Source organism: Luteolibacter sp. LG18, from assembly GCF_036322585.1.
Taxonomy (GTDB): domain Bacteria; phylum Verrucomicrobiota; class Verrucomicrobiia; order Verrucomicrobiales; family Akkermansiaceae; genus Luteolibacter.
Genome location: NZ_AP024600.1, coordinates 1,918,379 through 1,940,255, shown reverse-complemented (window position 1 = coordinate 1,940,255; position 21,877 = coordinate 1,918,379). Strand labels below are relative to the sequence as shown.

Below are 21,877 nucleotides of genomic sequence, written 5' to 3'. Positions count from 1 at the left end.
AGGCCGGACGATGACACCGACTCAGCGAAGGACTTCGAGAATTTGCCGGATGCCGGTGTCGATATCGATTTCGGGCCGCCATCCGGTGGCCGACAACTTTCGGATATCCGCAACATGCCAGCCGTAGGGATCGTATGGCGGATCGCCAACGGCAGTGATCAAAGAAGCATCAGCGCCAGTGGCCGCGGCAGCACGCAATGCGATTTCACGGATGGAGATTCCCCTACCGGTGCCGATATTGACGACTCCCCGTGGAGCGCTCCCTTCCGCGACCTTCAAAAAAGCCGTCGCGACATCGCGGACGTGGATGAAGTCTTTCACGGAACCCGGATTCCGGAGAGTCACGGTTCGGTGGGAGCGCAATTCGCGGAGAAAGCTACTGATAGTGCGCGCTGGGTGCTCCCCAGGGCCATAAGGATAGAAAACCCGTGCCCAGGTGAACTCCGCCTCCGCGTCGACGGAGAGCTGTTCCAATCCGCGCCGGGTTCGGTCCTTGGCGAGGGAATAAGGGTGGATCGGCTCTGTGGGAGTCACATCCTCCACGCAGATCTCGCTTTGGTCGGGTGAGTACTCGATGCAAGTCCCGGTTCCAACGAAATACCTGAGCCCGTTCCGAAAGAGAACTTCGGCCAGGGCCAAGGTAACATCTGCGAAGATCTCATTTTCTTCCGAGTGTAAATAGACCCCCGGCGTGGCGATCCAAGCAAGATGGATGCAGACGTCGTAGGAGCGGCTTCCGACTGCGGACACCCATTCGCCAACGGGAGCCGCGAGGCGCTCTACATCCGAGGGCACCTCCCGGCCTCCTTCCCTCGCCAGGATGGTGAGTTCATGACCGGCTGCCATCAACAGTGGAGCCAACTCACGACCAATAAACCCGCTCGCGCCTGTAAGAAGAATTTTCACCGCTTTTGGAACCAAGGCAGGGCCAGGTCTTTTTCGGAAACAAGGCGCGGTGGCCGCGGCCAATCTATCGAAAGCTCCGCATCGTCCCACCTCACTCCACTGGCATGCTCCGGCGAATAAGGAGCTGACATCTGATAGAGCATCCGGACATCATCCGTGAGTGAATAGAACCCGTGCGCGACTCCTTCCGGAACATACAGTGACCGCTCGTTTGCCTCGCTGAGCTCGTATGCTTCCCACTGTCCGAAGCAGGGCGATGTCGGGCGGAGGTCCACCACGCAATCCCAGACACTACCGCTGACACAGCGGATTAATTTGATTTCCCCGAATGGAGAGGTCTGGAAATGCATGCCCCTGAGAGTGCCCTCGCGGGCAGTATGAGTGAGGCTGCATTGGACCCAATGGGTGTTCAGCCCGGCATTCCGGAAATGATCCTCGCAGTAGGTGCGCACAAGATAACCCCGTTCATCTCCCCTTTTGGGAGCGTCGATGACGTGAACGCCCGGGAGTTTGCCCGCTACAATCTCCATGGAGATCAAACGATCGTGGGTTCGGGAAGCGGGATGATGAACTTGCCACCAGCCTTCCGATAAGCGTCCTGTTGAAGAAGGATTTCCTTCGCGAAATTCCAAGTCAACAGAAGCGTGTAATCCGGCATGCGCTCCAACAGGGCTTCCGGTGGAACGATGGGGAGATGAGTGCCGGGCGTGAGCCGACCTTGCTTGTAGGTGCTGCGGTCCGCCACGAAATCGAGCGTGCCTTGCCCAATCCCGAAGAAGTTCAGGAGCGTGCTGCCCTTTGCTGAAGCCCCGTAGGCCGCGAGGCTATGCCCCGCCTCCTTGAGTTCCCCGACAAGCTCCACGAGTTGGGTTCTCAGGTGTTCGACCTGCTTGGAGAAACTATCGTAGTAGTAGTCAGCATCCATGCCCGCCGCCTTCTCTTGTCCAACCAGTTCCTGAAGCGCCACGGTCTTCTCATGCACGCCAGCATGGCCGACCGAAAGGCGGAGCGAACCACCGTGAATGTCCAGAAGCGTGACATCGAAGATCTCGAGCCCATGGCGCGCGAAAGCGGGAGCGAGCGCAAGAACCGAGAAATAAAACACATGCTCGTGATAAACGGTGTCGAACTCGATATTGTCGATGAAGTTCCCCAAATAAGGAAACTCCAACACGATCCGGCCACCGGATTTCAACAGGCCGGCCATTCCTCCGATGAAGTCGTTGATGTCGGGAGCATGGGCAAAGACATTGTTGCCCAGAATCAGATCCGCCTGCCCGTATTCCGCGACCACCTTGGCCGACGTGGCAACGCCGAAGAATTCGCACAAGGTTGGAACCCCTGAGGCCACCGCGACTTCCGCGATATTCGCAGCAGGTTCCACGCCCAGGCAGGGAATGCCCGCGGAGACAAAATTTTTCAGGAGATATCCATCGTTGCTGGCGATCTCGACGACGAAGCTATCCACACCAAGATTGCAGCTGCCGGTATGGACGACAACCGCTTCGGCCGCATGCCTGACCATCGCGTCCGAAAAGGAGGAAAAGTAAAGGTATTCACCAAACAAGGTGACGGGGGGCACTGTATCCTCGATCTGAACCAATCGGCAGCTCTCGCAAACGGCAACCCGAAGAGGGAAGCGGGGTTCGCGATCCAACGCGTCATCAGGACGCGGCAGATTGTTCGCAAGCGGTTGGTTGCCCAAGTCCAGGAACCTTCTCAGATGGGATGAGCCGCAACTGCGGCACGAGTGGGATTTATTCACGGGTTGGAGGAATGAAAGGAATCTCAGACAGCCCAGCACAAGCCAGCCTCGGCGGCCGCGGTCTGGTAGGACTCGATCTGCTTGTCACAAAGAATGGAGGGAACTTCTCCACGTTGTTCGGCCAGGTACCATTCCGCGGTACGGGCGATGGTCTCGGGGAAATCCCATACGGGCTGCCACTGGAGAAGGTGGTGCGTCTTATCGATGGCGAGATTGAGTTTGGAGGCCTCGTGGGGAGCGGCAGGATCGGAGCAATCGATCCAATGGCCACCGGTATGGCGGAGCAGTTCTTCCACCAGACTGGAGACGGGGCGGTTGCTGGTGAGGCGGGGGCCGAAATTGAATGCGGAGCGAAACTGCGTATTACTGGGATAGGCCGCCAAGCCCGGATCATCCAAGACGGCACCGAGCCAAAGATAGCCGGAGAGCGGTTCCAAGACATGCTGCCAAGGGCGGGTGGCGACGCGGTTACGCACAGGAATGGATTCACCGGCACGAAGGGCGCGGATACAATCCGGCACGATCCGGTCGATTGCCCAATCCCCGCCACCGATGACATTGCCAGCCCGGGCGGTAGCCACGGCAACCTTGCCGCCCGGATCGAAGAAGGAGCGCCGATAGGAAGCGACGGCAATCTCTGCGGCTCCTTTGGAGGCGCTGTAAGGATCGTGCCCCCCCATCGGGTCTTCCTCCCGGTAGCTGTGAAGCCATTCCCGGTTCTCGTAACACTTATCCGTGGTGATCACGACGACAGTGCATGCGTGGCCGCTACGCCGAACGGCCTCCAGCAAATGAACGGTCCCCATGACATTGGTCGCGAAAGTTTCCACCGGGATGTCGTAGGACAAACGAACCAAAGGCTGAGCGGCAAAGTGGAAGACGAAGCGAGGCTTCACCGAGGAAACGAGGGCCGTGAGCCGTTCGAGATCGGAAAGATTTCCCCGATGATCCGCCGCCAGTCTGTCCTCCAAGCCGAGGTCACGATAAAGCGTCTCATGCGGCTGTGGATCCAGCGCGTAGCCGGTGAGCCGCGCCCCGCAGCGTAGCAACCACTGGGCCATCCAAGAACCCTTGAATCCCGTATGGCCGGTGAGCAGGACACTGGCATCACTGTAGACGTTGCCGAAAACGTTCATGGCGATCGATGCAAAGGCGGCGGTCGGTCACCAGGATTTCCACGGCGCGCAGCGCGTATCCCAAAGGCGTTCGAGTTCTAGCTTGTCCCGCAAGGTATCCATAGGTCGCCAGAATCCGTGGTGGCGGTAGATACCGAGCTGGCGCTCGCTCGCGAGGCCCTCAAGTGGTTCCCGTTCCCAAACGGTGGAGTCTCCAGCGATGCGATCGAATACCGATGGTTCAAGAACGAAAAATCCACCGTTGATCCACGATCCATCTCCTTCCGGCTTCTCTTGGAAGGCGGTGATCGCGTTATCCTCGATGCTGAGTGCCCCGAAGCGACCCGGAGGCTGAACTCCGGTCAATGTGGCTTCCCGTCCCGAAGCCCGATGGTTCGCGACCAGAGCCGTCATGTCGATGTCGCCGACACCGTCTCCATAGGTGCAGCAAAATGTCTCTCCTTCCACATAGGGTCGGATTCTTTTGATCCGTCCCCCGGTCATGGTTTCATCCCCCGTATCGACGACCGTAACCTTCCAAGGTTCGGCCTTCTTTTGATGAACCTCCATCGTGTTTCCGACCATGTCAAAGGTGACGTCCGACATGTGCAGAAAGTAGTTCGCGAAGTATTCCTTAATCACATACCCCTTGTAGCCAGCACAGATCACGAAATCGTTGATGCCGTGGGAACTGTAAATTTTGAGGATGTGCCACAGGATCGGCCGACCGCCAATCTCGATCATGGGCTTCGGCTTGAGCGAGGTTTCTTCCGAAAGACGTGTGCCGAGCCCCCCGGCGAGGATGACTGCTTTCATGTCGATGATGATGCCCAAGGAGGATAGCGCCCGTCCCCATGACGAGTTCTTCCCCAAAAGGGAGAATAAAAGAAGAGCCGACCGCTAGGCGACGCGCAACTTGCGCAACGCCTTGCCAAAGCCATACCACAATTTGGCAACCAATCCGTAACGCCGGATGGCGCGCATCTCGCGGAACTGCTGGATCTTCTGGCCGATGCCGTCCTTTCCGGCGGTGTAGTTCGCGTGGTAGATCCGGATGTTGGCCGGGGCGGGCCAGCCGTGGGTGCGGGCGTAGTATTCGAGCGGCAGCGTGCTCCAGGAGACCTTGGCCCCCTCGCGGAGCATGTCGTTGACCACCGCCTGTTCATTCTTACCGGGATCAGCCGCGAGGCGGGCACCCACTTCGCGGAAGAAATCCGCCATCGCGGGAGTGGCACGACAGACGATGAAGCCGGTGTTCACCTCGGTGGTCTTCGGGCCCTCGGCTTGGAAGAGGACTTCTTTGCCGGATGCCCCGTATATCGATTCGAGATCCGCCGCGGTGCCATCTAGGAAGATGATGTCGACGTCGCTCCACAGGATCACCTGGCCGGCGTTCTCCTCCATGCTGCGGACGATCAGGTCGATCTTCCGGCGGATGCACTCCAGGAATTCCTTGCTGTAGAAGTCGCCCGCGCCCTTGAGATCGAGGAGCGTGGAGCAAACCTCGAAATCGGAGGGCAGCGAGGGCTGGAAGTAGCCCGAGAATAAGATCTCGTGCGCCGGAGTGAAGCAGCAGAAGACTTTCATCGGCGGCGAGGTGAAGCGGAAGCCTGAAGCAGAATGGCTACAGACTTCCGGAGAGTTTAAGAAACAAGGACAGGAATGTCCTTGCTCCCTGTGTCAGAGAATCATCCCTGCGGCGACCGTTTCATTGGTGCCGGGATCGATGAGGATGAACGAGCCGGTGTGGCGGTTGCGGCGGTAGGAATCGTGCAGCAGCGGCACCGCGGTGCGCAGGGTGATGCGGCCGATGTCGTTCATGTTAAAGCCTTCGACATCCTCGACCTTGTGAAGGGTGTTGATGTCGACATGGTACTTGATCTCCTGCACGACCGCTTTGGTCTCGCGAGTGGTGTGGCGCAGCACGAGTTTGGCGCGCGGCGGCATCGGCTTGTTCGAGAACCAGCAGATCATCGCCTCGATGTCCTGGGCGACCTTCGGCGGGTTGTTGCTCTTCACCAGCATGTCGCCGCGGGAGATGTCGATCTCATCGCGCAGGGTGAGGCAGACGGATTGGGGAGCAAAGGCCTCGGAGATCTCGCCTTCCGGGGTGTGGATGGCCTTGACGTGGGTCTTGAAGCCGGAGGGCAGCACGGTGACCTCATCGCCGGGCTTGAAGACGCCACCCGCCACGCGGCCGGCGTAGCCGCGGAAGTCGTGCCATTCGTCGCTCATCGGGCGGATCACCCACTGCACCGGGAAACGCGCGTCGACGTGGTTTTCCTCGCCGCCGATGTAGACGTGCTCAAGGTGGTAGAGCAGCGATGGGCCTTGGAACCACGACATCTTGTCCGATTTGTCGACGACGTTGTCGCCGTTGAGCGCGGAGATCGGGATGGTGGTGATGTCGACGATGTTGTCGAGGCGGGAGGCGAAGGCCTCGTAGTCCTTCACGATCTGGTTGTAGACCTCTTCCGAGTAGTCGACGAGGTCCATCTTGTTGACGCACACAACCACGTGCTGGATGCGAAGCAGGTTCGCGATGAAGCTGTGGCGCTTGGTCTGCTCGATCACGCCCTTGCGCGCGTCCACCAGGATGATGGCGAGGTTCGCGGTGGAGGCGCCGGTCACCATGTTGCGGGTGTACTGGATGTGCCCCGGGGTGTCGGCGATGATGAACTTGCGCTTCGGCGTGGCGAAGTAGCGGTAGGCCACGTCGATGGTGATGCCCTGTTCGCGCTCGGCCTTGAGGCCGTCGGTCAGCAGGGCGAGGTTGACGTGCTCGTCACCGCGGCGGCGCGAGGATTCCTCGACGGCCTCGAGCTGGTCCTCGAAGATCGACTTGGAATCGTAGAGGAGGCGGCCGATGAGGGTGGATTTGCCGTCGTCGACGGAGCCGGCGGTGGTGAAGCGGAGAAGGTCCATGGAAAATTTCGGAGTGCGGATTTCGAAGTGCGGAAAGAAGGAGGAGGTCGGTTAGAAATAGCCTTCCTTCTTGCGGTCTTCCATGGAGGTTTCGGAGCGCTTGTCGTCGGCGCGGTTGCCGCGCTCGGTCTGGCGGGCGGCGGCGACCTCATCGATGATGTGGTCGAGCGTCACGGCGTCGGATTCGATCGCGCCGGTGATGGTGGCGTCGCCCATCGTGCGGAAGCGGATCTGCTTGTGCTCGACGGTTTCTCCCTCGCGCGGCTGGACGAACTCGGAGATCGCGAGGATCGCGCCGTTGCGGACGAGGGTGTCGCGCTTGTGGGCGAAGTAGAGGGATGGCAGCGGGATGTTCTCGCGCTTGATGTACATCCAGATGTCCATCTCGGTGAAGTTGGACAGCGGGAAGACGCGGAAGTGCTCGCCGGAGTTCTTGCGGCCATTGAAAAGGTTCCAGAGCTCGGGGCGCTGGTTCTTCGGGTCCCACTGGCCGAAGTCGTCGCGGTGGGAGAAGAAGCGCTCCTTGGCGCGGGCCTTTTCCTCGTCGCGGCGGCCACCACCGAGGCAGGCGTCGAACTGGTGGTGCTCGATGGTGTCGAGCAGGGTCACGGTCTGGAGCGCGTTGCGGGAGGCGTTCGGGCCCTTTTCCTCGACGACGCGGCCGGTGTCGATGGACTCCTGCACGGAGCCGACCACGAGGCGGGCACCCAGCATTTCCACGAACTCATCGCGGTAGACCATCGTTTCCGGGAAATTGTGGCCGGTATCGATGTGGACCAGCGGGAACGGCATGCGGGCGGGCCAGAAGGCCTTGCGGGCGAGCCACGCCATCACGATCGAGTCCTTGCCGCCGGAGAAGAGAAGCGCCGGGTTCTGGAACTGCGCCGCGGTCTCGCGGAGCACGAAAATCGCCTCGGCTTCGATCTGGTCGAGGTGGGAGAGTTGGTAGTTGGGCACGGGAAGAAGGACTTCGATGGGTGGGAGCCTGGACTCAACGACCGGACTCACGCGCAGGCGCGGGGCGGAGGTAATGAGGCAGCAGCTCCACCGCAAGCAATAATTACCAAGTTTACTATTTCAGTCAGGAATTCCCGTCGGAAATCCGGTCCCGGATGGCGTCCAGCAAGGAAGCGGCAGCCTCGGTCACCGTGGTGCCCTCAGTATCAAGGAGAAGATCGGGGCGCTCCGGAGCCTCGAAGGAGCTGTCCCGGCCGGTGAAGTTCGGGATCTCGCCCTTGGCCGCCTTGGCGTAGAGGCCTTTCACGTCGCGTTGGGCGCAGGCTTCGAAGCTGGCCTGAACGTAGACTTCGAAGAAATCATCGCCGACGATGCCACGTGCGAGATCGCGCAGTGCGGCGCGGGGGGTGATCACCGAGACGAAGGTGACAATGCCGTTCGCGGCGAAGACCTTGGCGGTTTCGGCGACGCGGCGGACGTTTTCGAGGCGGTCCTCATCGGAGAAGCCGAGATTGGCGTTCAGGCCGGAGCGGAGGTTGTCGCCATCGAGGATCACGGTGAAACGGCCCTGCTCATGGAGCAGGCGCTCGGCGGCGTTCGCGATGGTGGACTTGCCGGAGCCGGAGAGGCCGTACATCCAGATCACGAGACCGCGCTGGCCGAGCAGGGCTTCCTTGTCCTGGCGGTTGAGGAAGCGGTGGAACTCGGTGTGGATGTTGGTGGCGGCCATGGGAAAGGGATCGGTTCACTCCGCGAGCATGCGGTCGCGGAGCGAGTACCAGAGGAAGAGCGAATTGTAGGTGAAATAGCGGCGGAAGAGGCGCTTCGGCTCGCGGTAGACCCGGTAGGCCCACTCGAGCCCGAGCTTTTGGCAGAGCGCGGGAGCCCGCTCGACGGTGCCGGCGTGGAATGCGAACGCCGCGCCGATGCCGAAATAGACCGCGGGAGGAAGCTGCGTCAAATGGTCGCCGATCCAGCGCTCCTGCTTCGGGCAACCGAGGCCGACCCACACGAAGTTCGCGCCGGACGCGCGGATGCGATCACAGATCCGCTCGAATTCATCCTCCGGCCACGGACCGAATGGCGGCGAGTAAACGTCCGCGATGGTCGCGCCGGGAAAGGCATCGCCCAGCTTCGATTGGAGGGTTTCGAGGAGTGTGTCGCTGCCTCCCAGCAGGAAGTGTTTCAGCGCCGGATCCGAGGCGGACTGGCGGAAGATCTCGCCCATCAGCTCGGCTCCGCTGACACGCTCGGTCAGGCGCCGGGCTTCATCGACCTCGCCATTGATGGCCCACACCAGCGGCATGCCATCCGGACACACCAGATCGAAGTTCCTTAGGGCGGCTCGAAATTCCGGCTCGTGGCGGGCGCGGGTGATCACATGGGTGTCCGCCGCCTCCACCGCGCGGGCGCGGTCACCGAGCCGGGCCCAGCCGATGGCGGTCGTGGCCGCCTCGGCGCGGTTGGTCACCGCGACGGGAGTTCCCAGGACATGGACGGTCTCGATCGACACGGTGGGACTCAGACTTTGCAGAACGGCTCGACCGCGCGGAGGTCGGCATGGCGGGAAAGCGCCGCGGCGCGGACTATCGGATCCGGGAAGAGATAGACGGCATAGCCACCGTAGCCGCCGCCACAGTATTTCGCGGCGAGGCTGCCCTCGATGGCCGGGAGCGGGATCATCCCCTCCTCCAACTGCGCACGGTGATAGAGCGAAATGCCCTCGGCCAGACGGGCGGCATCGGCATGGAGCACGCCGTCCCGCGCGATGCGGCCGGACGCGGCGATGGTGTCGTAATCGCGGGCCCGCTCGACCACGCCCGGCGTGTCGTGATCGCCACCGGTCCAGAGGATCGCCAGGCAGCCGGTGAGGAAGTCGCCGTTGCGCTTGAAATCGAGCACTGGACGCTGGCCGGAGCGCCAGACGCAGAGGCCGGTTTCACGGATCACGGCGGGATCCTGCCAGCCCACGCCGAGGTCGAGCTCGGCATCGACGCCATCCTTGCCATTGAGCAGCGCCCAGGCTCCGGAGCCGCCGAGACCGGCCTGCTTTTCGTAGGGCCACTCACGGAGCGACACCAGCGGCGAAATCGAGCAGTTCACCACGTAGCCGTCCGGACGCGAGAACCGCGGCACATCCAGCCAGCCGCCCGCGAAGTCGACCCGCAGCGGGGCCTCGGTCGGAGCCTGCACCCAGCGCACGATCGAGGAGGTGGAGACCGGTGTGAATTTCGGCGGGGTCTTCGGCAGGACGATGTATTCGGCACCAACCTCGGCGCAGATGGCGCGCTTGAGCGGGGCATATTTGTCATCCTCAGTGACCACCAGGAAATCGGGCCGGATGCGCAGGAAGTCCTCGCGGAAATCGATGCCCTCGTCATGACCGTTGCCGATGACCACCTCGTCCACCGTCCGCAGCCCCTCCAACAGCGCCTTCTTGTGCTCGTCCGGGATCGAGGGGCGGCGGCGCTTGTGGATCCACAGCACCTCCTCGGACGCGAACGACACCGTCAGGTGGTCGCCGAGGGCACGGGCCTCCTCGAAGAACTGGAGATGCCCGGCATGCACGATGTCGTAGCAGCCGGAAACGAAGACCTTCTTCACGCAGCGAGGGGTTTCCCGGAAACCGGGAGGAATTCAGCGTTCGGCCCCCACCGGCTTGCCGGTGGCGAGGGCGATGGCGCGCTCGTTGCGCGCGAGTTCGAGATCAGCCTCGGTCATGATCTTCACGAGGTCCTTGAACAGCACCTTCGGCTCCCAGCCGAGCTGGCGCTTGGCCTTCGCCGGGTCACCGATGAGCAGGTCGACTTCCGCGGGGCGCTCGTAGCGTTTGTCGTAATCGACGTACTGTTCCCAATCGAGACCGAGCTGGCCGAAGGTTTCCTGCACGAACTCCTTCACCGAGTGGGTCTCGTTGGTGGCGACCACGTAATCGTCGGGTGTGTCCTGCTGGAGCATCAGCCACATCATCTCGACGTATTCCTTTGCGTAGCCCCAGTCGCGCTTCGCGTCCAGGTTGCCGAGGAAGAGCTTGTCCTGCAGGCCCATCTTGATGCGGCCGGCGGCGCGGGTGATCTTGCGGGTCACGAAGGTCTCGCCGCGACGCGGGGACTCGTGGTTGAAGAGGATGCCGTTGCTGCCGTGAAGGCCGTAGCCCTCGCGGTAGTTGATGGTAAGCCAGTAGGCATACATCTTCGCGCAGCCATACGGCGAGCGCGGCCAGAACGGGGTGGTCTCGGTCTGCGGCACCTCCTGCACCTTGCCGTACATCTCGGAGGACGAGGCCTGGTAGTAGCGGACGTGCTCGATCAGGCCGGTCTGGCGGATCGCCTCCAGCAAGCGCTGGGTGCCGAGGCCGGTGACATCGCCGGTGTATTCCGGCGCATCGAAGGACACGCGGACGTGGGACTGGGCCGCGAGGTTGTAAACTTCATCCGGCCGGATCTCGCAAAGCAGCTTCGCGAGATTGGTGCCGTCCGCGAGATCACCGTAATGCAGGAGCAGTCGTTTGTCGCTGCGGTGCGGGTCCTGGTAGATGTGGTCGATGCGGTCGGTGTTGAAGGTCGAGGAGCGGCGGATGATGCCGTGGACCTCGTAGCCCTTCTCAAGCAGCAGTTCCGCGAGATAGGAGCCGTCCTGACCGGTGATGCCGGTGATGAGCGCGCGTTTCATGGGGGTGGGTGCAATGGCAGTTAGAGACGGGCCGCCGCGGTGCCGAGCGAGGCGAGGAAATCCTGGTAGGCCGCGGCAAGGCCTTCACGCAGACCGATGGTCGGACACCAGCCGGTGGCCCGGATTTTCGAGATGTCGAGCAGCTTGCGCGGCGTGCCGTCCGGCTTGGTGGGATCGGTGAGGATTTCGCCGGCGAAACCGGTGGTTTCCGCGACGAGGATGGCGAGGTCGAGAATGGTGAGGTCCTCGCCGGTGCCGACGTTCACCCAATCCGGCGGATTGTCCTGCTCCAGCAGGTGCAGGCACGCGGCGGCGAGATCATCCACGTGAAGGAACTCGCGGCAGGGTGTGCCGGTGCCCCAGATGGTGACCGAGGCGTCGCCGCGCTCCTTCGCCTCGTGGAAGCGGCGGATCAGCGCGGGGATGACGTGGGAATTCTCGGCGTGGTAGTTGTCGCCGGGCCCGTAGAGGTTCGTCGGCATCGCGCTGTGGTAGAGCAGGCCGTGCTGGGCGCGGTAGTGCTGGCAGAGCTTCAGCCCTGCGATCTTGGCGATGGCGTAGGCCTCGTTGGTCGGCTCGAGCGGCGAGGTCAGCAGGCAGTCCTCCGTCATCGGCTGCGGTGCTTGCTTCGGGTAGATGCAGGAGCTGCCGAGGAAAAGCACGCGCGGCACCCCGGCGCGGCGGCTGCCTTCGATGAGATTCATCTCGATCGCGAGGTTCTCGTAGATGAAATCCGCCGGGTAGGTCGCATTGGCGTGGATGCCGCCGACCTTGGCCGCGGCGATCACCACGACATCGGGCTTTTTCTCCGCCAGCCAATCGAAGACCGCGCGCTGGTCGAGCAGATCGAGCTCCGCGCGGGAGGCGGTGAGGACGTCATACCCGCAGGCCGCGCGAACCAAGGCGGAACCGACCATACCGCGGTCGCCAGCGATGAAGAGTTTCCTACTCATGGAAATCATGCGGCCTGAATCAAACGGTGCCAAGCGCGGCCGAACGCCTCCACGCTGAAATTTTCGAGAAAGCGGGCGCGGTTGAATTCACCCATCGTCCGCCTTTGCGCGGAAGAACCCAAGGCTTCCCGCAGCGCCGCTTCCAGCGCCGCCTCGTCCCGGGCCGGAACCAACCAGCCGCCATTCCCGGGAACAACGGCATCAGCGACTCCGCCCACCCGCGTGGCGATGACCGGTAACCCGAAAGCCATGGCATCCAGCACCGCGAGAGGAAATGCCTCGGTCCACGACGGCAGGCAGAATACCGCTCCCGCACGCAAGGCCGCTGCCTTGTCCTCTCCCCAGGTGGCCCCGTACCAAGTCATCCGATCGGGGAACGGCCCGTTGACGAAGAATCGCTGGAGCGACTCCTCGGTCTCACCTGCCCCTGCGCCGCCGTAGAAAGCGATTTCCAAGTCGACAGATTCCGCGCACAAGCGCCGGCCTACCTCGAACAATTCACGCCAGCCTTTCTCCTCCGTCATGGCGGAGAGGAAGACGACGCGCTTCGAATCCGCTGGGGTCGCCAGCTTGTCTCCGGCAGGATCGGGAATGCCATTGCAAACCGCGGTGGCCTTGTCGGCCGGGATCTCCCGCGGCCATCCGTAGGTCAAAGCCGGCGAGCAAGCCACCCAGCGGTCCGGCAATTGCAGCGTGGCTTCCGCGTGGCGGGCCAGCCACCCGGGCAGCGAACCGAAGCCCAGCCGGGAAGGATCCATGTGGACCCACGCGAACAAGCGCTTCCTGAGCAAGCCTTTCACCAGCCACACAAACGCGCTGTCCTTCAAGAAAGGACCTTTGAAAAAGGCATGCGTCATGACGACGGTATCCACCCCTTGGAAAACGATCTCCTTCGTCACGCGGACGAGATATCCAAACCAGCGCAAAACCTTGCCGAAGGAAAACCCGCCAAGCCCGGCACGATCGGTCGCATAGGCGGCATTGACCACGGTGAACCGGCAATCCTCCCAACGGGCCGCTTCCCGGGCAAGGAGCGAGGCCATGATGGCCTGACCGTGGATGGGCGGCTCAACCTGCGCGAGGAGTAGGACGTGCCGTATGGGTGCCGGACCGCTCATGCGGATTCCATTGATTCGGGAACCTCAGGCCTGAAACGCCGCAACCGCCAGCGCCACCTCGTCGAGCTGGGCTTGGACCAGCTCCGGATAGACCGGGATGCTGAGCACCTCCTTGGCCAGCGCGTCGGAAACCGGGCAGTCGCTGGCGGGCAGGTTGGCGAAGCACTCCTGGCGGTGCAGCGGCACCGGGTAGTAGATCTCGCAGCCGATGCCACGATCGGCGAGGTGCTGTTTGAAGGCGTCGCGGCGGCCTTCACCGGCGATACGCAGCGTGAACTGGTTCCAAACGTGGCCGCGATGTTCCAAGGCGGCGGGTGCCTTGCAATCCGCCGGCAGCGGCAGGTTCGCGGCATACCACGCGGCATTGCGCGCACGGCCGTCGGCGTAGGAATCGAGTTGCCGCAGCTTCACCCGCAGCAGGGCACACTGGAGGGCGTCCATACGGAAATTCCCGCCGACCATCTGGTGGTAGTAACGCGGGTGCATGCCGTGGTTGCGGAGCTTGAGGATCTTTTCCGCAAGCGCGTCGTCGTTGGTGGTGACGAGTCCACCATCGCCGAAGCCGCCGAGGTTCTTCGACGGAAAGAAACTGAAGCAGCCGACCTCGCCGAAGTTGCCGCACTGCACGCCCTTGAAGGTCGCACCGATCGACTGAGCGGCGTCCTCGATCACGATCAGCTTGTGCTCTTCGGCGAAGGCGCGGATCGCGTCCATGTCGCAGCACTGTCCGAACAGGTGCACCGGCATGATCGCCTTGGTGCGCGGGGTGATGCGCTTGGCGGCGGTGGCCAGATCGATGGTGAAGTCGTCCTCGCGCACGTCGCAGAACACCGGCGTGGCGCCACTGCGGGAAATGCACCCGGCGGTGGCGAAGAAGGTGAACGACGGGCACAGCACCTCATCGCCGGCCCCGATCTCCAGCGCCATCAGGGCCACCAGGATCGCATCGGTACCGGAGGAGATCGAGATCGCGTGTTTCGCGCCGATGGATTGGGCGCACTCGCGTTCGAAGGCTTCCACTTCCTCGCCGAGGATGAAACGGCCGGTGGCGAGAACCTTGGCGAACACGTCCTTCAGCTCGGCTTCGAGCGGACGGTTCTGGGCGTTGACGTCGAGAAGAGGGACGGGCATGGGGAAGTCAGGCTTTGATGACCTGGCCTTCGCGGGAAGCGATGGCGGCCATGGCGTTGCGGGTGTCGACGATCAGGTCGGCGCTGGCCGCGAGCTGGGCGAGGTCGAAGGCGGCGTGGTGGGTCGAGATCACCACGCAATCGTAGGAGGCGAGGGTTTCCGGCGACCAAGCGACGGACTCCTTGCCCGCCCAGTTCATGTGCTCGCGGGTCGGACCGACGACGGGCACGTGGGGGTCATGGAAATCGACGTGGGCGCCGAGGTCGCGGAAGCGGTCCATCAGCTCGAAGGTCGGGGACTCGCGCATGTCGTCGACGTTCGCCTTGTAGGCGAGGCCGAGGAGCAGGATTTTACTGCTTTTCACCGCTTTTCCGCGGGAATTGAGGGCCTCCATGGCGCGGTGGACGACGTACTTCGGCATCGAGCGGTTGATCTCGCCGGCGAGCTCGATGAACCGGGTGTGCACACCGAATTCACGGGCTTTCCACGTCAGGTAGAACGGGTCGATCGGGATGCAGTGGCCGCCGAGGCCGGGGCCTGGGTAGAAGGGGGTGAAGCCGAAGGGCTTGGTGGAGGCGGCGCGGATCACCTCCCAGATGTCGATGTCCATCGCATCGGCGGCGACCTTCAGCTCGTTGACCAGGCCGATGTTCACGGCGCGGAAGATGTTTTCCAGCAGCTTGGTCAGCTCCGCGACCTTGCAGGAGCTGACCGGCACGACCTGTTCGAAGGCGGCGGCGTAGAGCGCGGTGCCAGCCTCAAGGCAGGCAGGGGTGATGCCACCGACCACCTTCGGGATGTTGGTGGCGGAGAACTTGGGATTACCGGGGTCCTCGCGCTCCGGGGAATAGACGACGAAGAGATTGGTGCCGACCTTGAACCCGGCGGCCTCGACGCGGGTGACGACCTCCTCGTCGGTGGTGCCCGGGTAGGTGGTGCTCTCCAGGCTGATTGTCTGGCCCTCGCGGAGGTGCGGCACCACGGACTCCAGGGTGTCGGTGACGTAGCTCAGGTCCGGCTCGAAGTGGTGGTCGAGCGGGGTCGGCACGCAGAGGATGATGGCATCGCACTCCGAAACGCGACGGAAGTCGGTGGTCGCGTCCAGGGTCCCGGCGGCGCGGGCCTCGGCGACGTGGGCGGCGGGGATGTGCTTGATGTAGCTCTCGCCGCGGTGGAGGGCTTCCGGCTTCTTCGGGTCGATGTCGAAGCCGATGCCGCGGAATCCGGCGCGGGCGTAGGCGAGAACGAGCGGCAGGCCGACGTAGCCGAGGCCGACGACGCCGACGACGGCGGTTTTGGCGGAGAGTTTCTGCTGGAGATTCATGCGCGTTCGCGAACGCCGAAGCGTTCGAGGAGCTTGGAAGCCTCGGTCAGGGCCATGCCCGTGACCTGATCCATGTTGTAATAGCGGTAGGTGGCGAGCCGTCCGGTGAAGGTGGTGTGCTCCTCACGGGCGGCGAGTTCCGCGTAGCGCTGGTAGAGGGCCTTCGCGTCGGCGGCGGGGACGGGATAGAACGGTTCGTCCCCCGGAGTCCACGCTTTTGGGTATTCGCGGACGATGGTGGTGGCGTCGGTCTGCTGGCCGGTGGCGTGCTTGATCTCCACGATGCGGGTGAAAGGCACCCCGGCGTCCGGGTAGTTCACCTGCATGGCGGGCTGCCAGAATCCCGGCTTTTTCGAAACCGGCTCGCGTTCCACAAGCTGTTCCGCGGTGAAACTCTCGTGCTCGAAACTCAGAGAGCGATAGGGCAGCGGACCGTAGCAGCGGTCGAAGTACTCGTCGATCGGCCCGGTGTAGACCAGGTGGCGGTAGTTCCAGCGGGTCTTCGCGGTCTCGAAATCCACGCCGAGGTGGAGTTCCGCGCCGGGAGAGGCGGCCAGCATGCGCTGGAACATGGCGGTGTAGCCGTCGCGCGGCAGGGCCTGGAATTCCTCGCGCAGGTAGCGGTCGTCACGGTTGGTGCGGATCGGGATCCGGCCGCAGACGGAGGGATCGAGATCGCGCGGGTGGCGTTGCCACTGCTTGAGCGTGTAGCCCTCGAAGAACAGCTCGTAGAGATCGCGGCCGACCTGGGAGATGATCACCTCCTCGGAATTGGCGGGGTGGTCGATCTTCTCGCGGTGCTCCTCCAGCCAGGCCTCGAATTCGGTGGTGGTGGCGGGGCGGCCAGCCCACTCCTCGAAGGTGTTGAGGTTGATCGGAAAGCTCCAGTAGCGGCCGGCGGCGTGGCTTTTGATCGTGTAATCGACCGGATGCCAGTCGGTGAAGCGGCTGAGGTAGCCGACGATCCGCGGCGAATTGGTCCGGAAATAGTGCGGCCCGTAGGGATGGATCAGGACGCCCGCCTCGTCGTAACGGTCGTGGGCGTTGCCGCCGAGGTGATCGCGCTTGTCGACGACCACGCATTTCCAACCCGCGTTCGAGAGCTGCTCGGCCATCACGAGGCCGGAAAACCCGGCCCCGACGATGAGGAAGTCGATGTTCGGCTGATCCGGCACGCGGCGCTCAGGCGGGAACCATGAGATTGCGGAAGTATTCGATCGTGCGGGCGATGCCGTCGTCGAATTCCACCACCGGTTCCCAATGCAGGACTTCCTTGGCACGGGTGATATCCGGCTTGCGGACCTTCGGGTCGTCCGGCGGCATCGGGCGGTTCTCGACGGTCAGCTCGATCCCGAAGTGGCGCGCGATGGCCTCGCCGAACTGGTAGATCGTCATCTCGTGCGGGTTGCCGATGTTGACCGGCTCGTTGGTGTTGCTCCGAGCGAGTCTCCAGATGCCCTCGACCAGGTCGGAGACGTAGCAGAAGGAACGGGTCTGGCCGCCGCCGCCGAACATGGTCATCGGCTCGCCGCGGAGGGCCTGGCCGATGAAGGCGGGCACCACGCGGCCGTCGTCGAGGCGCATGCGCGGGCCGTAGGTGTTGAAGATGCGGACGATCTTGGTGTCCACACCATGGGCGCGGTGGTAGGCCATGGTGGCGGCCTCGGCGTAGCGCTTGGCCTCGTCGTAGCAACTGCGGACGCCGATCGAGTTCACATTGCCCCAGTAGCTTTCCGGCTGGGGGTGGATCTCCGGATCGCCGTAGACCTCGGAGGTGGAGGCCACCAGGTAGACCGCGCCCTTCACCCGGGCGAGTTCGAGGGCGTTGTGGGAGGCGTAGGAACCGGCCTTGAGGGTCTCGACCGGAATCTTGACGTAGTCGATCGGGCTGGCCGGGGAGGCCATGTGGAAGACGAAGTGCACCGGGCCGTCGATTTCGAAGGGCTCGGAGACGTCGTGCTCGATGAAGCGGAAATCCGGGTTGCCGACGAGGTGCTCGATATTGCGGTGGTGGCCGGTCACGAAGTTATCCAGCGCGATCACCTTCAGGCCATCGGCGAGCAGGCGCTCGATCAGGTGGGACGGAACGAAACCGGCGCCGCCGGTGATGACGGCGGTCTGGCCGCGCAGGGATGCTGGATCTTTGACACTCATGGAAGCGCGGGGAGCCTGACACGCTGCCGCCCTTGGTCGATCCTTTGCTTTCGCAAAAGAAACCTAGGGCAGGATTCAGGAAATGGCCATCTGCCGCTCCATCCGGAAAGGCTTTGGTCACCGACATCCACGGTGAAATCGGCTGTTTGTTCAACTAAAAATGAACAAACCGGAGCACGTGATCGGGGGTGGGGTCGGAGGCCGGGGTATTTGAAATTTGGGATTTGAAATTTCAAAGGCCCGGGCGCGCTCAGGGTCGCGGCCTCCGGGGCATGAGAATCGAGAACAGATCGAGGTCCACGGCCTGTTCCTGGCCGAGGAATTCAAGCAACACCTTCACCCGCTCGGCCGCGGGAGCGATGGAGACGACGGTGCCTTTCATGCCCCGGAACGGGCCGGTGGCGACCTCGACTTCCTCACCCTGGTCGATCACGGGAGCCACGGTGAGGACATCGCCCTCCGAAGCCTCCCGCTCGGAAATCTCGGCATGGAGGACATTGACGAACGATTGGGGAACCGTGGGCACCTGGCCACCGAAGCGGACGAGCCCCCTGACTCCCTGGCAGAAGGTCACGGCACGCTCGAGCTGGTCGAGGTCGAACCTGGCGAGGACGTAGCCGGGAAAGAGTGGTTCAACCCACCAGATTTTGCCACGGCGGGTGGCCTTCCGGTAGCGCAGGCGCGGGCAAAAGACCTCGATGCCCTCCAGCTCCCGGAGGTGGCCGGCCGCAATGTGCTCCCGTTTGGTCTGGGTGCGCAGGCAGTACCAGGCGCTGTGCTCCTCGACACTCATTGGCCGAGCATTTTCTGGATCAAGGGCAGGACCATGCCGCCACGCTTCAGCCAATTCTCCAGGCGCTCGACACGCTCTTCCAAAAACTCCCGGCGGGCGGGGTCTACCTCGAGCGCGGCCGCTTCGGCTAGTTTCCCGATCTTCTGCTTGCCGCTGTCGATGTGAGGCCGGACCTGCTCGCGGATGAATCCGCCGACGAGGCGCTTCAGTTCAACGGCGGGCTCGAAGTAGGTGCGGCGGCCGCCGTTGAGCTCGACCTCGCGGACGGCACCGAGGCCCTTGAGGGCGCGGAGGCCCTGGCTGGCGGAGCCCTTGCTGATGCCCAGGCGCTCGACGAGATCATCCAAGGCCAAGGGAGCGGGCGAAATGAACAGGAGTCCGTAGATTTCCCCGATCGACCGGGGAAGGCCGAGGACCTTCACGCCATCGACGAAGACATCCACGACCAAGCGCTCCAAGGGATCGAGCGATCCCGTGGTGGCGTCTTGCTCCCGTTCCGACGACTGCGGCATGGGGGCCAATTAGCGGACACCGGGCCATTGTTCAAACTTTTTTGAACAATGGCCCGCGGCATGAGAAGAGCCTTTCCCGGAAGCCCGGTATGGGGTGTGGTCCGCGGCATGGAACTCGACATCCTCGGCGCGCAGGCGGACCGCGCCTACCCGATCCTCGCCTCGCTGGTGTGCCCGCGGCCGATCGCGTGGGTGACCACCCTGAACCCGGATGGCTCGGTGAACCTCGCGCCGTTCTCGTTTTTCAACCTGGTGGGAACGGAGCCGCCGCTGTTGATGGTCTGCCCCGGCGACCGCCCGGACGGCACGCCGAAGGACACCGCGCTCAATGCCAAGGAGCGGGGTGAGTTCGTGGTGCATCTGGTGGACGAACCACTGGGCGAGGCGATGAACCGCTCCGCCGCCGCACTACCGCATGGGGCAAGCGAAGTGAGCCAGGAGGGACTGGAACTGGTGCCCTCCTCCACCATCGCCACACCGCGGCTGGCCGCGGCTCCCGCGGCGCTGGAGTGCAAGGTCCACTCGGTGCAGTTGATCGGCGAAAACCGCCTGATCCTCGGCCTGATCCAACGGGTGCACGTGCGGGACGACCTCTTCGACCCGGAAAAGGAGCGCATCCGCACCGACGTCTACCACCCGGTGGGGCGGATGGCCTCGCCTAACTGGTATTGCACGACCCGCGACCAGTTCGAAATGATCCGCCCGGCCTGAATCCCCTGCCCTCTGCAACCTTGGACTTCCTCGCCCCAGACCGGCCCTCGCTCGTGCTCGCGCCGATGCAGGATGTGACCGACCTCCCGTTCATGCGGGTGATCGCGCGGAGAGGCGCGCCGGACTGGTTCGTGACCGAATACTTCCGCGTCTATCCGGATTCCCGGCCCGATCCCTACATCCTGCGCTCGATCACCGAAAACCAAACCGACCGACCGGTATTCGCCCAGATGATCGGGCGGGACATTCCGGCGCTGGTGAAGACGGCGATCGAGCTCCAGCGCCATCCGGTGGCGGGGATCGATCTGAACCTGGGCTGCCCGGCCCCGGTGGTATGCCGGAAGGACGCGGGCGGCGGACTGCTGCGGAGCCCGGAGACGGTGGATGCGATCCTGGGGGCGCTGCGGGAAGTCATCCCGGGGCGGTTCACGGTGAAGACCCGGATCGGCTACCACGATGAATCGGAGTTTCCGCGGCTGCTGGAGGTTTTCAGCAAGCATGCGATCGACCTCCTGACCATCCATGGCCGGACGGTGGAGGAGCGTTACCAAACGCCGGTGCATCCGGACTGCGTGAAGCTGGCGGTGGAAACCCTGCCTTGCCCGGTGATCGCAAATGGAAACGTGGTGAACATACCGACTGGTCTGTCGTATATCCAGAAGACGGGGGCAGCCGGGCTGATGGTGGGGCGCGGGGCGATCCGGAATCCGTGGATCTTCGCGCAATTGAAGGCCGCGTTTGCCGGGGAAACACCTCCGGCACCGACGCGGCGGGATCTGCTGGAGTATGCGATGGAGCTCTACGCGGAGCTGGCGAAGGAGACGAAGCGCTTCAACGAGCTGGCCCACGTGCAACGGATGAAGAAGACGATGGTCTACATCACCCAGGGGCTGGACCAGGATTTCCATCACCGGATCTGCCGGGCGAAGACGCCGGACGATTTCGAATCGGCGTGCCGGGACCACCTGGACCGGGACGAGGCGCTGCCCGACACACCGCCGGATGACACGCGTTTGTTCTGCGGATTCGGGGAATTGGTGAAGTAGCGCCCGCGACTCCGTCGATTCCTCTTTGTCCCAACGGGGCTGCTTCCCAAAGCCCAGGGTTGTGGCGCAGCCACTACCCTGGGTGCTCGGCGATGGAGGATTGCCACGCCGAAGGCGTTGCGTCCGGAAAAACGGTTTGGCTAGTCCCACACGTACCGCTCGTCCCATTCCATGCGGTGCTTTTTCAAAAGGATCCGCAATTCCTCTTGGAACGTCGACTTGCGGTGATGCTCCTCCTGTCGATCCACATACTCCGCGACCGTCTCCAAATTCGAAACGCTGACGGAGAATGCTCCATACCCCGCTTGCCAGGCAAAACGCTTCAAGGATGGATCACGATCCTTGATCCAGAGGCTGGAGGCCCGTTTGAGCTCCTTCACCCAATCCGCTTGTGAGATCGTCCGGGCCTGACGGGCGAGGAGGTGGACGTGATCCTCGACTCCGCCGACAATGATAGGAGGGCAGTCCAATTGCCGGGAAATGCCACCAAGGAACGCGTGCATTTCCTCGCGGGTTTCCCGATGACCCAAATAGGGATGACGGTCTTTCGTGGAAAAGACGAGGTGGAGATATACCGCGGACAGCGATTGGGCCATTGATTCCAACCATGCGTCGTCCTTTGCGGAAATCGCAAGAACGGGATGAAGGGTCTTCGATACCCAATACGAATCGGGCTCTCCTCGGGACGCAACGCCTTCGGCGTAGCATTCATCGATCATCGCGCACCCAGGGTAGCGGCGCAGCCGCAACCCTGGGCTTTGGGACATAGCCCCGTTGGGGCAAAAAGATTGCCCG

General features: G+C 63.1%; 23 protein-coding genes. 2 read left to right on the top strand and 21 right to left on the bottom strand.

Translation table 11 applies throughout. The annotated features are described in order from the left end of the window. Positions 1 to 21: 21 nt before the first annotated feature. The 20 genes from llg_RS08080 to llg_RS07990 all read right to left on the bottom strand — a co-directional run bounded on the left by llg_RS08080 (position 22) and on the right by llg_RS07990 (position 19,325). Positions 22 to 906, bottom strand: coding sequence for an NAD-dependent epimerase/dehydratase family protein (locus llg_RS08080; RefSeq protein WP_338289237.1), 885 nt, complete (start codon positions 904 to 906; stop codon positions 22 to 24). Then, positions 903 to 1,436, bottom strand: coding sequence for a dTDP-4-dehydrorhamnose 3,5-epimerase (gene rfbC, locus llg_RS23020; protein ID WP_345789193.1), 534 nt, complete (start codon positions 1,434 to 1,436; stop codon positions 903 to 905). The genes llg_RS08080 and rfbC overlap by 4 nt, the downstream gene beginning before the upstream one ends. Positions 1,437 to 1,441: 5 nt before the next feature. Then, positions 1,442 to 2,671, bottom strand: coding sequence for a class I SAM-dependent methyltransferase (locus llg_RS08075; RefSeq protein ID WP_338289236.1), 1,230 nt, complete (start codon positions 2,669 to 2,671; stop codon positions 1,442 to 1,444). Between the two features lie 23 nt (positions 2,672 to 2,694). Continuing rightward, a complete protein-coding gene (rfbG, locus tag llg_RS08070; RefSeq protein ID WP_338289235.1) occupies positions 2,695 to 3,807 on the bottom strand; it encodes a CDP-glucose 4,6-dehydratase in 1,113 nt (370 codons plus the stop codon). 27 nt (positions 3,808 to 3,834) lie between these two features. Further along, on the bottom strand, positions 3,835 to 4,602 hold the full coding sequence (gene rfbF / locus llg_RS08065) for a glucose-1-phosphate cytidylyltransferase (RefSeq protein WP_338289233.1): 768 nt from the start codon (positions 4,600 to 4,602) through the stop codon (positions 3,835 to 3,837). 84 nt (positions 4,603 to 4,686) lie between these two features. Further along, positions 4,687 to 5,373, bottom strand: a complete 687-nt coding sequence (locus tag llg_RS08060) for a putative nucleotide-diphospho-sugar transferase (RefSeq protein ID WP_338289232.1) — start codon at positions 5,371 to 5,373, stop codon at positions 4,687 to 4,689. 93 nt (positions 5,374 to 5,466) lie between these two features. Next, on the bottom strand, positions 5,467 to 6,711 hold the full coding sequence (gene cysN, locus llg_RS08055; RefSeq protein ID WP_338289231.1) for a sulfate adenylyltransferase subunit CysN: 1,245 nt from the start codon (positions 6,709 to 6,711) through the stop codon (positions 5,467 to 5,469). A 51-nt stretch (positions 6,712 to 6,762) separates the two neighbouring features. Then, a complete protein-coding gene (gene cysD, locus llg_RS08050) occupies positions 6,763 to 7,668 on the bottom strand; it encodes a sulfate adenylyltransferase subunit CysD (protein ID WP_338289229.1) in 906 nt (301 codons plus the stop codon). 124 nt (positions 7,669 to 7,792) lie between these two features. Next, a complete protein-coding gene (cysC, locus tag llg_RS08045) occupies positions 7,793 to 8,398 on the bottom strand; it encodes an adenylyl-sulfate kinase (RefSeq protein ID WP_338289228.1) in 606 nt (201 codons plus the stop codon). Between the two features lie 15 nt (positions 8,399 to 8,413). Further along, positions 8,414 to 9,181, bottom strand: coding sequence for a WecB/TagA/CpsF family glycosyltransferase (locus tag llg_RS08040; protein ID WP_338289226.1), 768 nt, complete (start codon positions 9,179 to 9,181; stop codon positions 8,414 to 8,416). Between the two features lie 8 nt (positions 9,182 to 9,189). After that, positions 9,190 to 10,272 carry an adenylyltransferase/cytidyltransferase family protein gene (locus llg_RS08035; protein WP_338289225.1) on the bottom strand — a complete coding sequence of 361 codons (1,083 nt, stop codon included), beginning with the start codon at positions 10,270 to 10,272 and terminating at the stop codon, positions 9,190 to 9,192. A gap of 33 nt (positions 10,273 to 10,305) precedes the next feature. Then, complete coding sequence (gmd, locus tag llg_RS08030; protein ID WP_338289224.1) at positions 10,306 to 11,340, bottom strand: GDP-mannose 4,6-dehydratase; 1,035 nt, start codon at positions 11,338 to 11,340, stop codon at positions 10,306 to 10,308. A gap of 20 nt (positions 11,341 to 11,360) precedes the next feature. Further along, positions 11,361 to 12,293, bottom strand: a complete 933-nt coding sequence (locus llg_RS08025; RefSeq protein ID WP_338289223.1) for a GDP-L-fucose synthase — start codon at positions 12,291 to 12,293, stop codon at positions 11,361 to 11,363. A gap of 5 nt (positions 12,294 to 12,298) precedes the next feature. Beyond that, on the bottom strand, positions 12,299 to 13,411 hold the full coding sequence (locus llg_RS08020) for a glycosyltransferase family 4 protein (RefSeq protein WP_338289222.1): 1,113 nt from the start codon (positions 13,409 to 13,411) through the stop codon (positions 12,299 to 12,301). 24 nt (positions 13,412 to 13,435) lie between these two features. Further along, positions 13,436 to 14,542 carry a DegT/DnrJ/EryC1/StrS family aminotransferase gene (locus tag llg_RS08015; protein WP_338289221.1) on the bottom strand — a complete coding sequence of 369 codons (1,107 nt, stop codon included), beginning with the start codon at positions 14,540 to 14,542 and terminating at the stop codon, positions 13,436 to 13,438. A gap of 7 nt (positions 14,543 to 14,549) precedes the next feature. After that, positions 14,550 to 15,866, bottom strand: a complete 1,317-nt coding sequence (locus llg_RS08010; RefSeq protein ID WP_338289220.1) for a nucleotide sugar dehydrogenase — start codon at positions 15,864 to 15,866, stop codon at positions 14,550 to 14,552. Further along, entirely contained in the window at positions 15,863 to 17,041 is a 1,179-nt protein-coding gene (gene glf, locus llg_RS08005; protein ID WP_338289219.1) for a UDP-galactopyranose mutase, read from the bottom strand. The genes llg_RS08010 and glf overlap by 4 nt, the downstream gene beginning before the upstream one ends. A gap of 7 nt (positions 17,042 to 17,048) precedes the next feature. After that, entirely contained in the window at positions 17,049 to 18,020 is a 972-nt protein-coding gene (locus llg_RS08000) for a UDP-glucuronic acid decarboxylase family protein (protein WP_338289218.1), read from the bottom strand. A gap of 250 nt (positions 18,021 to 18,270) precedes the next feature. Beyond that, positions 18,271 to 18,813 (bottom strand): transcription termination/antitermination NusG family protein, encoded by a 543-nt coding sequence (locus llg_RS07995; RefSeq protein ID WP_338289217.1) that lies wholly within the window; start codon positions 18,811 to 18,813, stop codon positions 18,271 to 18,273. Next, on the bottom strand, positions 18,810 to 19,325 hold the full coding sequence (locus llg_RS07990; RefSeq protein WP_338289215.1) for a hypothetical protein: 516 nt from the start codon (positions 19,323 to 19,325) through the stop codon (positions 18,810 to 18,812). Before llg_RS07990 ends, llg_RS07995 begins: the two co-directional genes overlap by 4 nt. Positions 19,326 to 19,433: 108 nt before the next feature. Here llg_RS07990 and llg_RS07985 point away from each other — a divergent pair, with 108 nt between their 5' ends. Together llg_RS07985 and llg_RS07980 are read left to right on the top strand one after the other, a co-directional pair. Then, positions 19,434 to 20,036, top strand: coding sequence for a flavin reductase family protein (locus llg_RS07985; RefSeq protein ID WP_338289214.1), 603 nt, complete (start codon positions 19,434 to 19,436; stop codon positions 20,034 to 20,036). Positions 20,037 to 20,056: 20 nt separating this feature from the next. Continuing rightward, a complete protein-coding gene (locus llg_RS07980; protein ID WP_338289213.1) occupies positions 20,057 to 21,082 on the top strand; it encodes a tRNA-dihydrouridine synthase in 1,026 nt (341 codons plus the stop codon). A 140-nt stretch (positions 21,083 to 21,222) separates the two neighbouring features. Here llg_RS07980 and tnpA read toward each other — a convergent pair whose 3' ends face one another. Then, positions 21,223 to 21,831: an IS200/IS605 family transposase gene (gene tnpA, locus llg_RS07975; RefSeq protein WP_338289212.1), complete on the bottom strand. Its 609-nt coding sequence runs from the start codon at positions 21,829 to 21,831 to the stop codon at positions 21,223 to 21,225. Positions 21,832 to 21,877: the final 46 nt, after the last annotated feature.

Excerpts from the sequence above, each read along its gene's own strand:
- llg_RS08000 (WP_338289218.1), bottom strand. The coding sequence starts at position 18,020 with ATGAGTGTCAAAGATCCAGCATCCCTGCGCGGCCAGACCGCCGTCATC.
- cysC (WP_338289228.1), bottom strand. The coding sequence starts at position 8,398 with ATGGCCGCCACCAACATCCACACCGAGTTCCACCGCTTCCTCAACCGC.
- llg_RS08015 (WP_338289221.1), bottom strand. The coding sequence starts at position 14,542 with ATGCCCGTCCCTCTTCTCGACGTCAACGCCCAGAACCGTCCGCTCGAA.
- cysN (WP_338289231.1), bottom strand. The coding sequence starts at position 6,711 with ATGGACCTTCTCCGCTTCACCACCGCCGGCTCCGTCGACGACGGCAAA.
- rfbC (WP_345789193.1), bottom strand. The coding sequence starts at position 1,436 with ATGGAGATTGTAGCGGGCAAACTCCCGGGCGTTCACGTCATCGACGCT.
- llg_RS08010 (WP_338289220.1), bottom strand. The coding sequence starts at position 15,866 with ATGAATCTCCAGCAGAAACTCTCCGCCAAAACCGCCGTCGTCGGCGTC.
- llg_RS07995 (WP_338289217.1), bottom strand. The coding sequence starts at position 18,813 with ATGAGTGTCGAGGAGCACAGCGCCTGGTACTGCCTGCGCACCCAGACC.
- rfbF (WP_338289233.1), bottom strand. The coding sequence starts at position 4,602 with ATGAAAGCAGTCATCCTCGCCGGGGGGCTCGGCACACGTCTTTCGGAA.
- llg_RS07985 (WP_338289214.1), top strand. The coding sequence starts at position 19,434 with ATGGAACTCGACATCCTCGGCGCGCAGGCGGACCGCGCCTACCCGATC.
- gmd (WP_338289224.1), bottom strand. The coding sequence starts at position 11,340 with ATGAAACGCGCGCTCATCACCGGCATCACCGGTCAGGACGGCTCCTAT.
- llg_RS08060 (WP_338289232.1), bottom strand. The coding sequence starts at position 5,373 with ATGAAAGTCTTCTGCTGCTTCACTCCGGCGCACGAGATCTTATTCTCG.
- rfbG (WP_338289235.1), bottom strand. The coding sequence starts at position 3,807 with ATGAACGTTTTCGGCAACGTCTACAGTGATGCCAGTGTCCTGCTCACC.
- llg_RS08025 (WP_338289223.1), bottom strand. The coding sequence starts at position 12,293 with ATGAGTAGGAAACTCTTCATCGCTGGCGACCGCGGTATGGTCGGTTCC.
- llg_RS07990 (WP_338289215.1), bottom strand. The coding sequence starts at position 19,325 with ATGCCGCAGTCGTCGGAACGGGAGCAAGACGCCACCACGGGATCGCTC.
- llg_RS08020 (WP_338289222.1), bottom strand. The coding sequence starts at position 13,411 with ATGAGCGGTCCGGCACCCATACGGCACGTCCTACTCCTCGCGCAGGTT.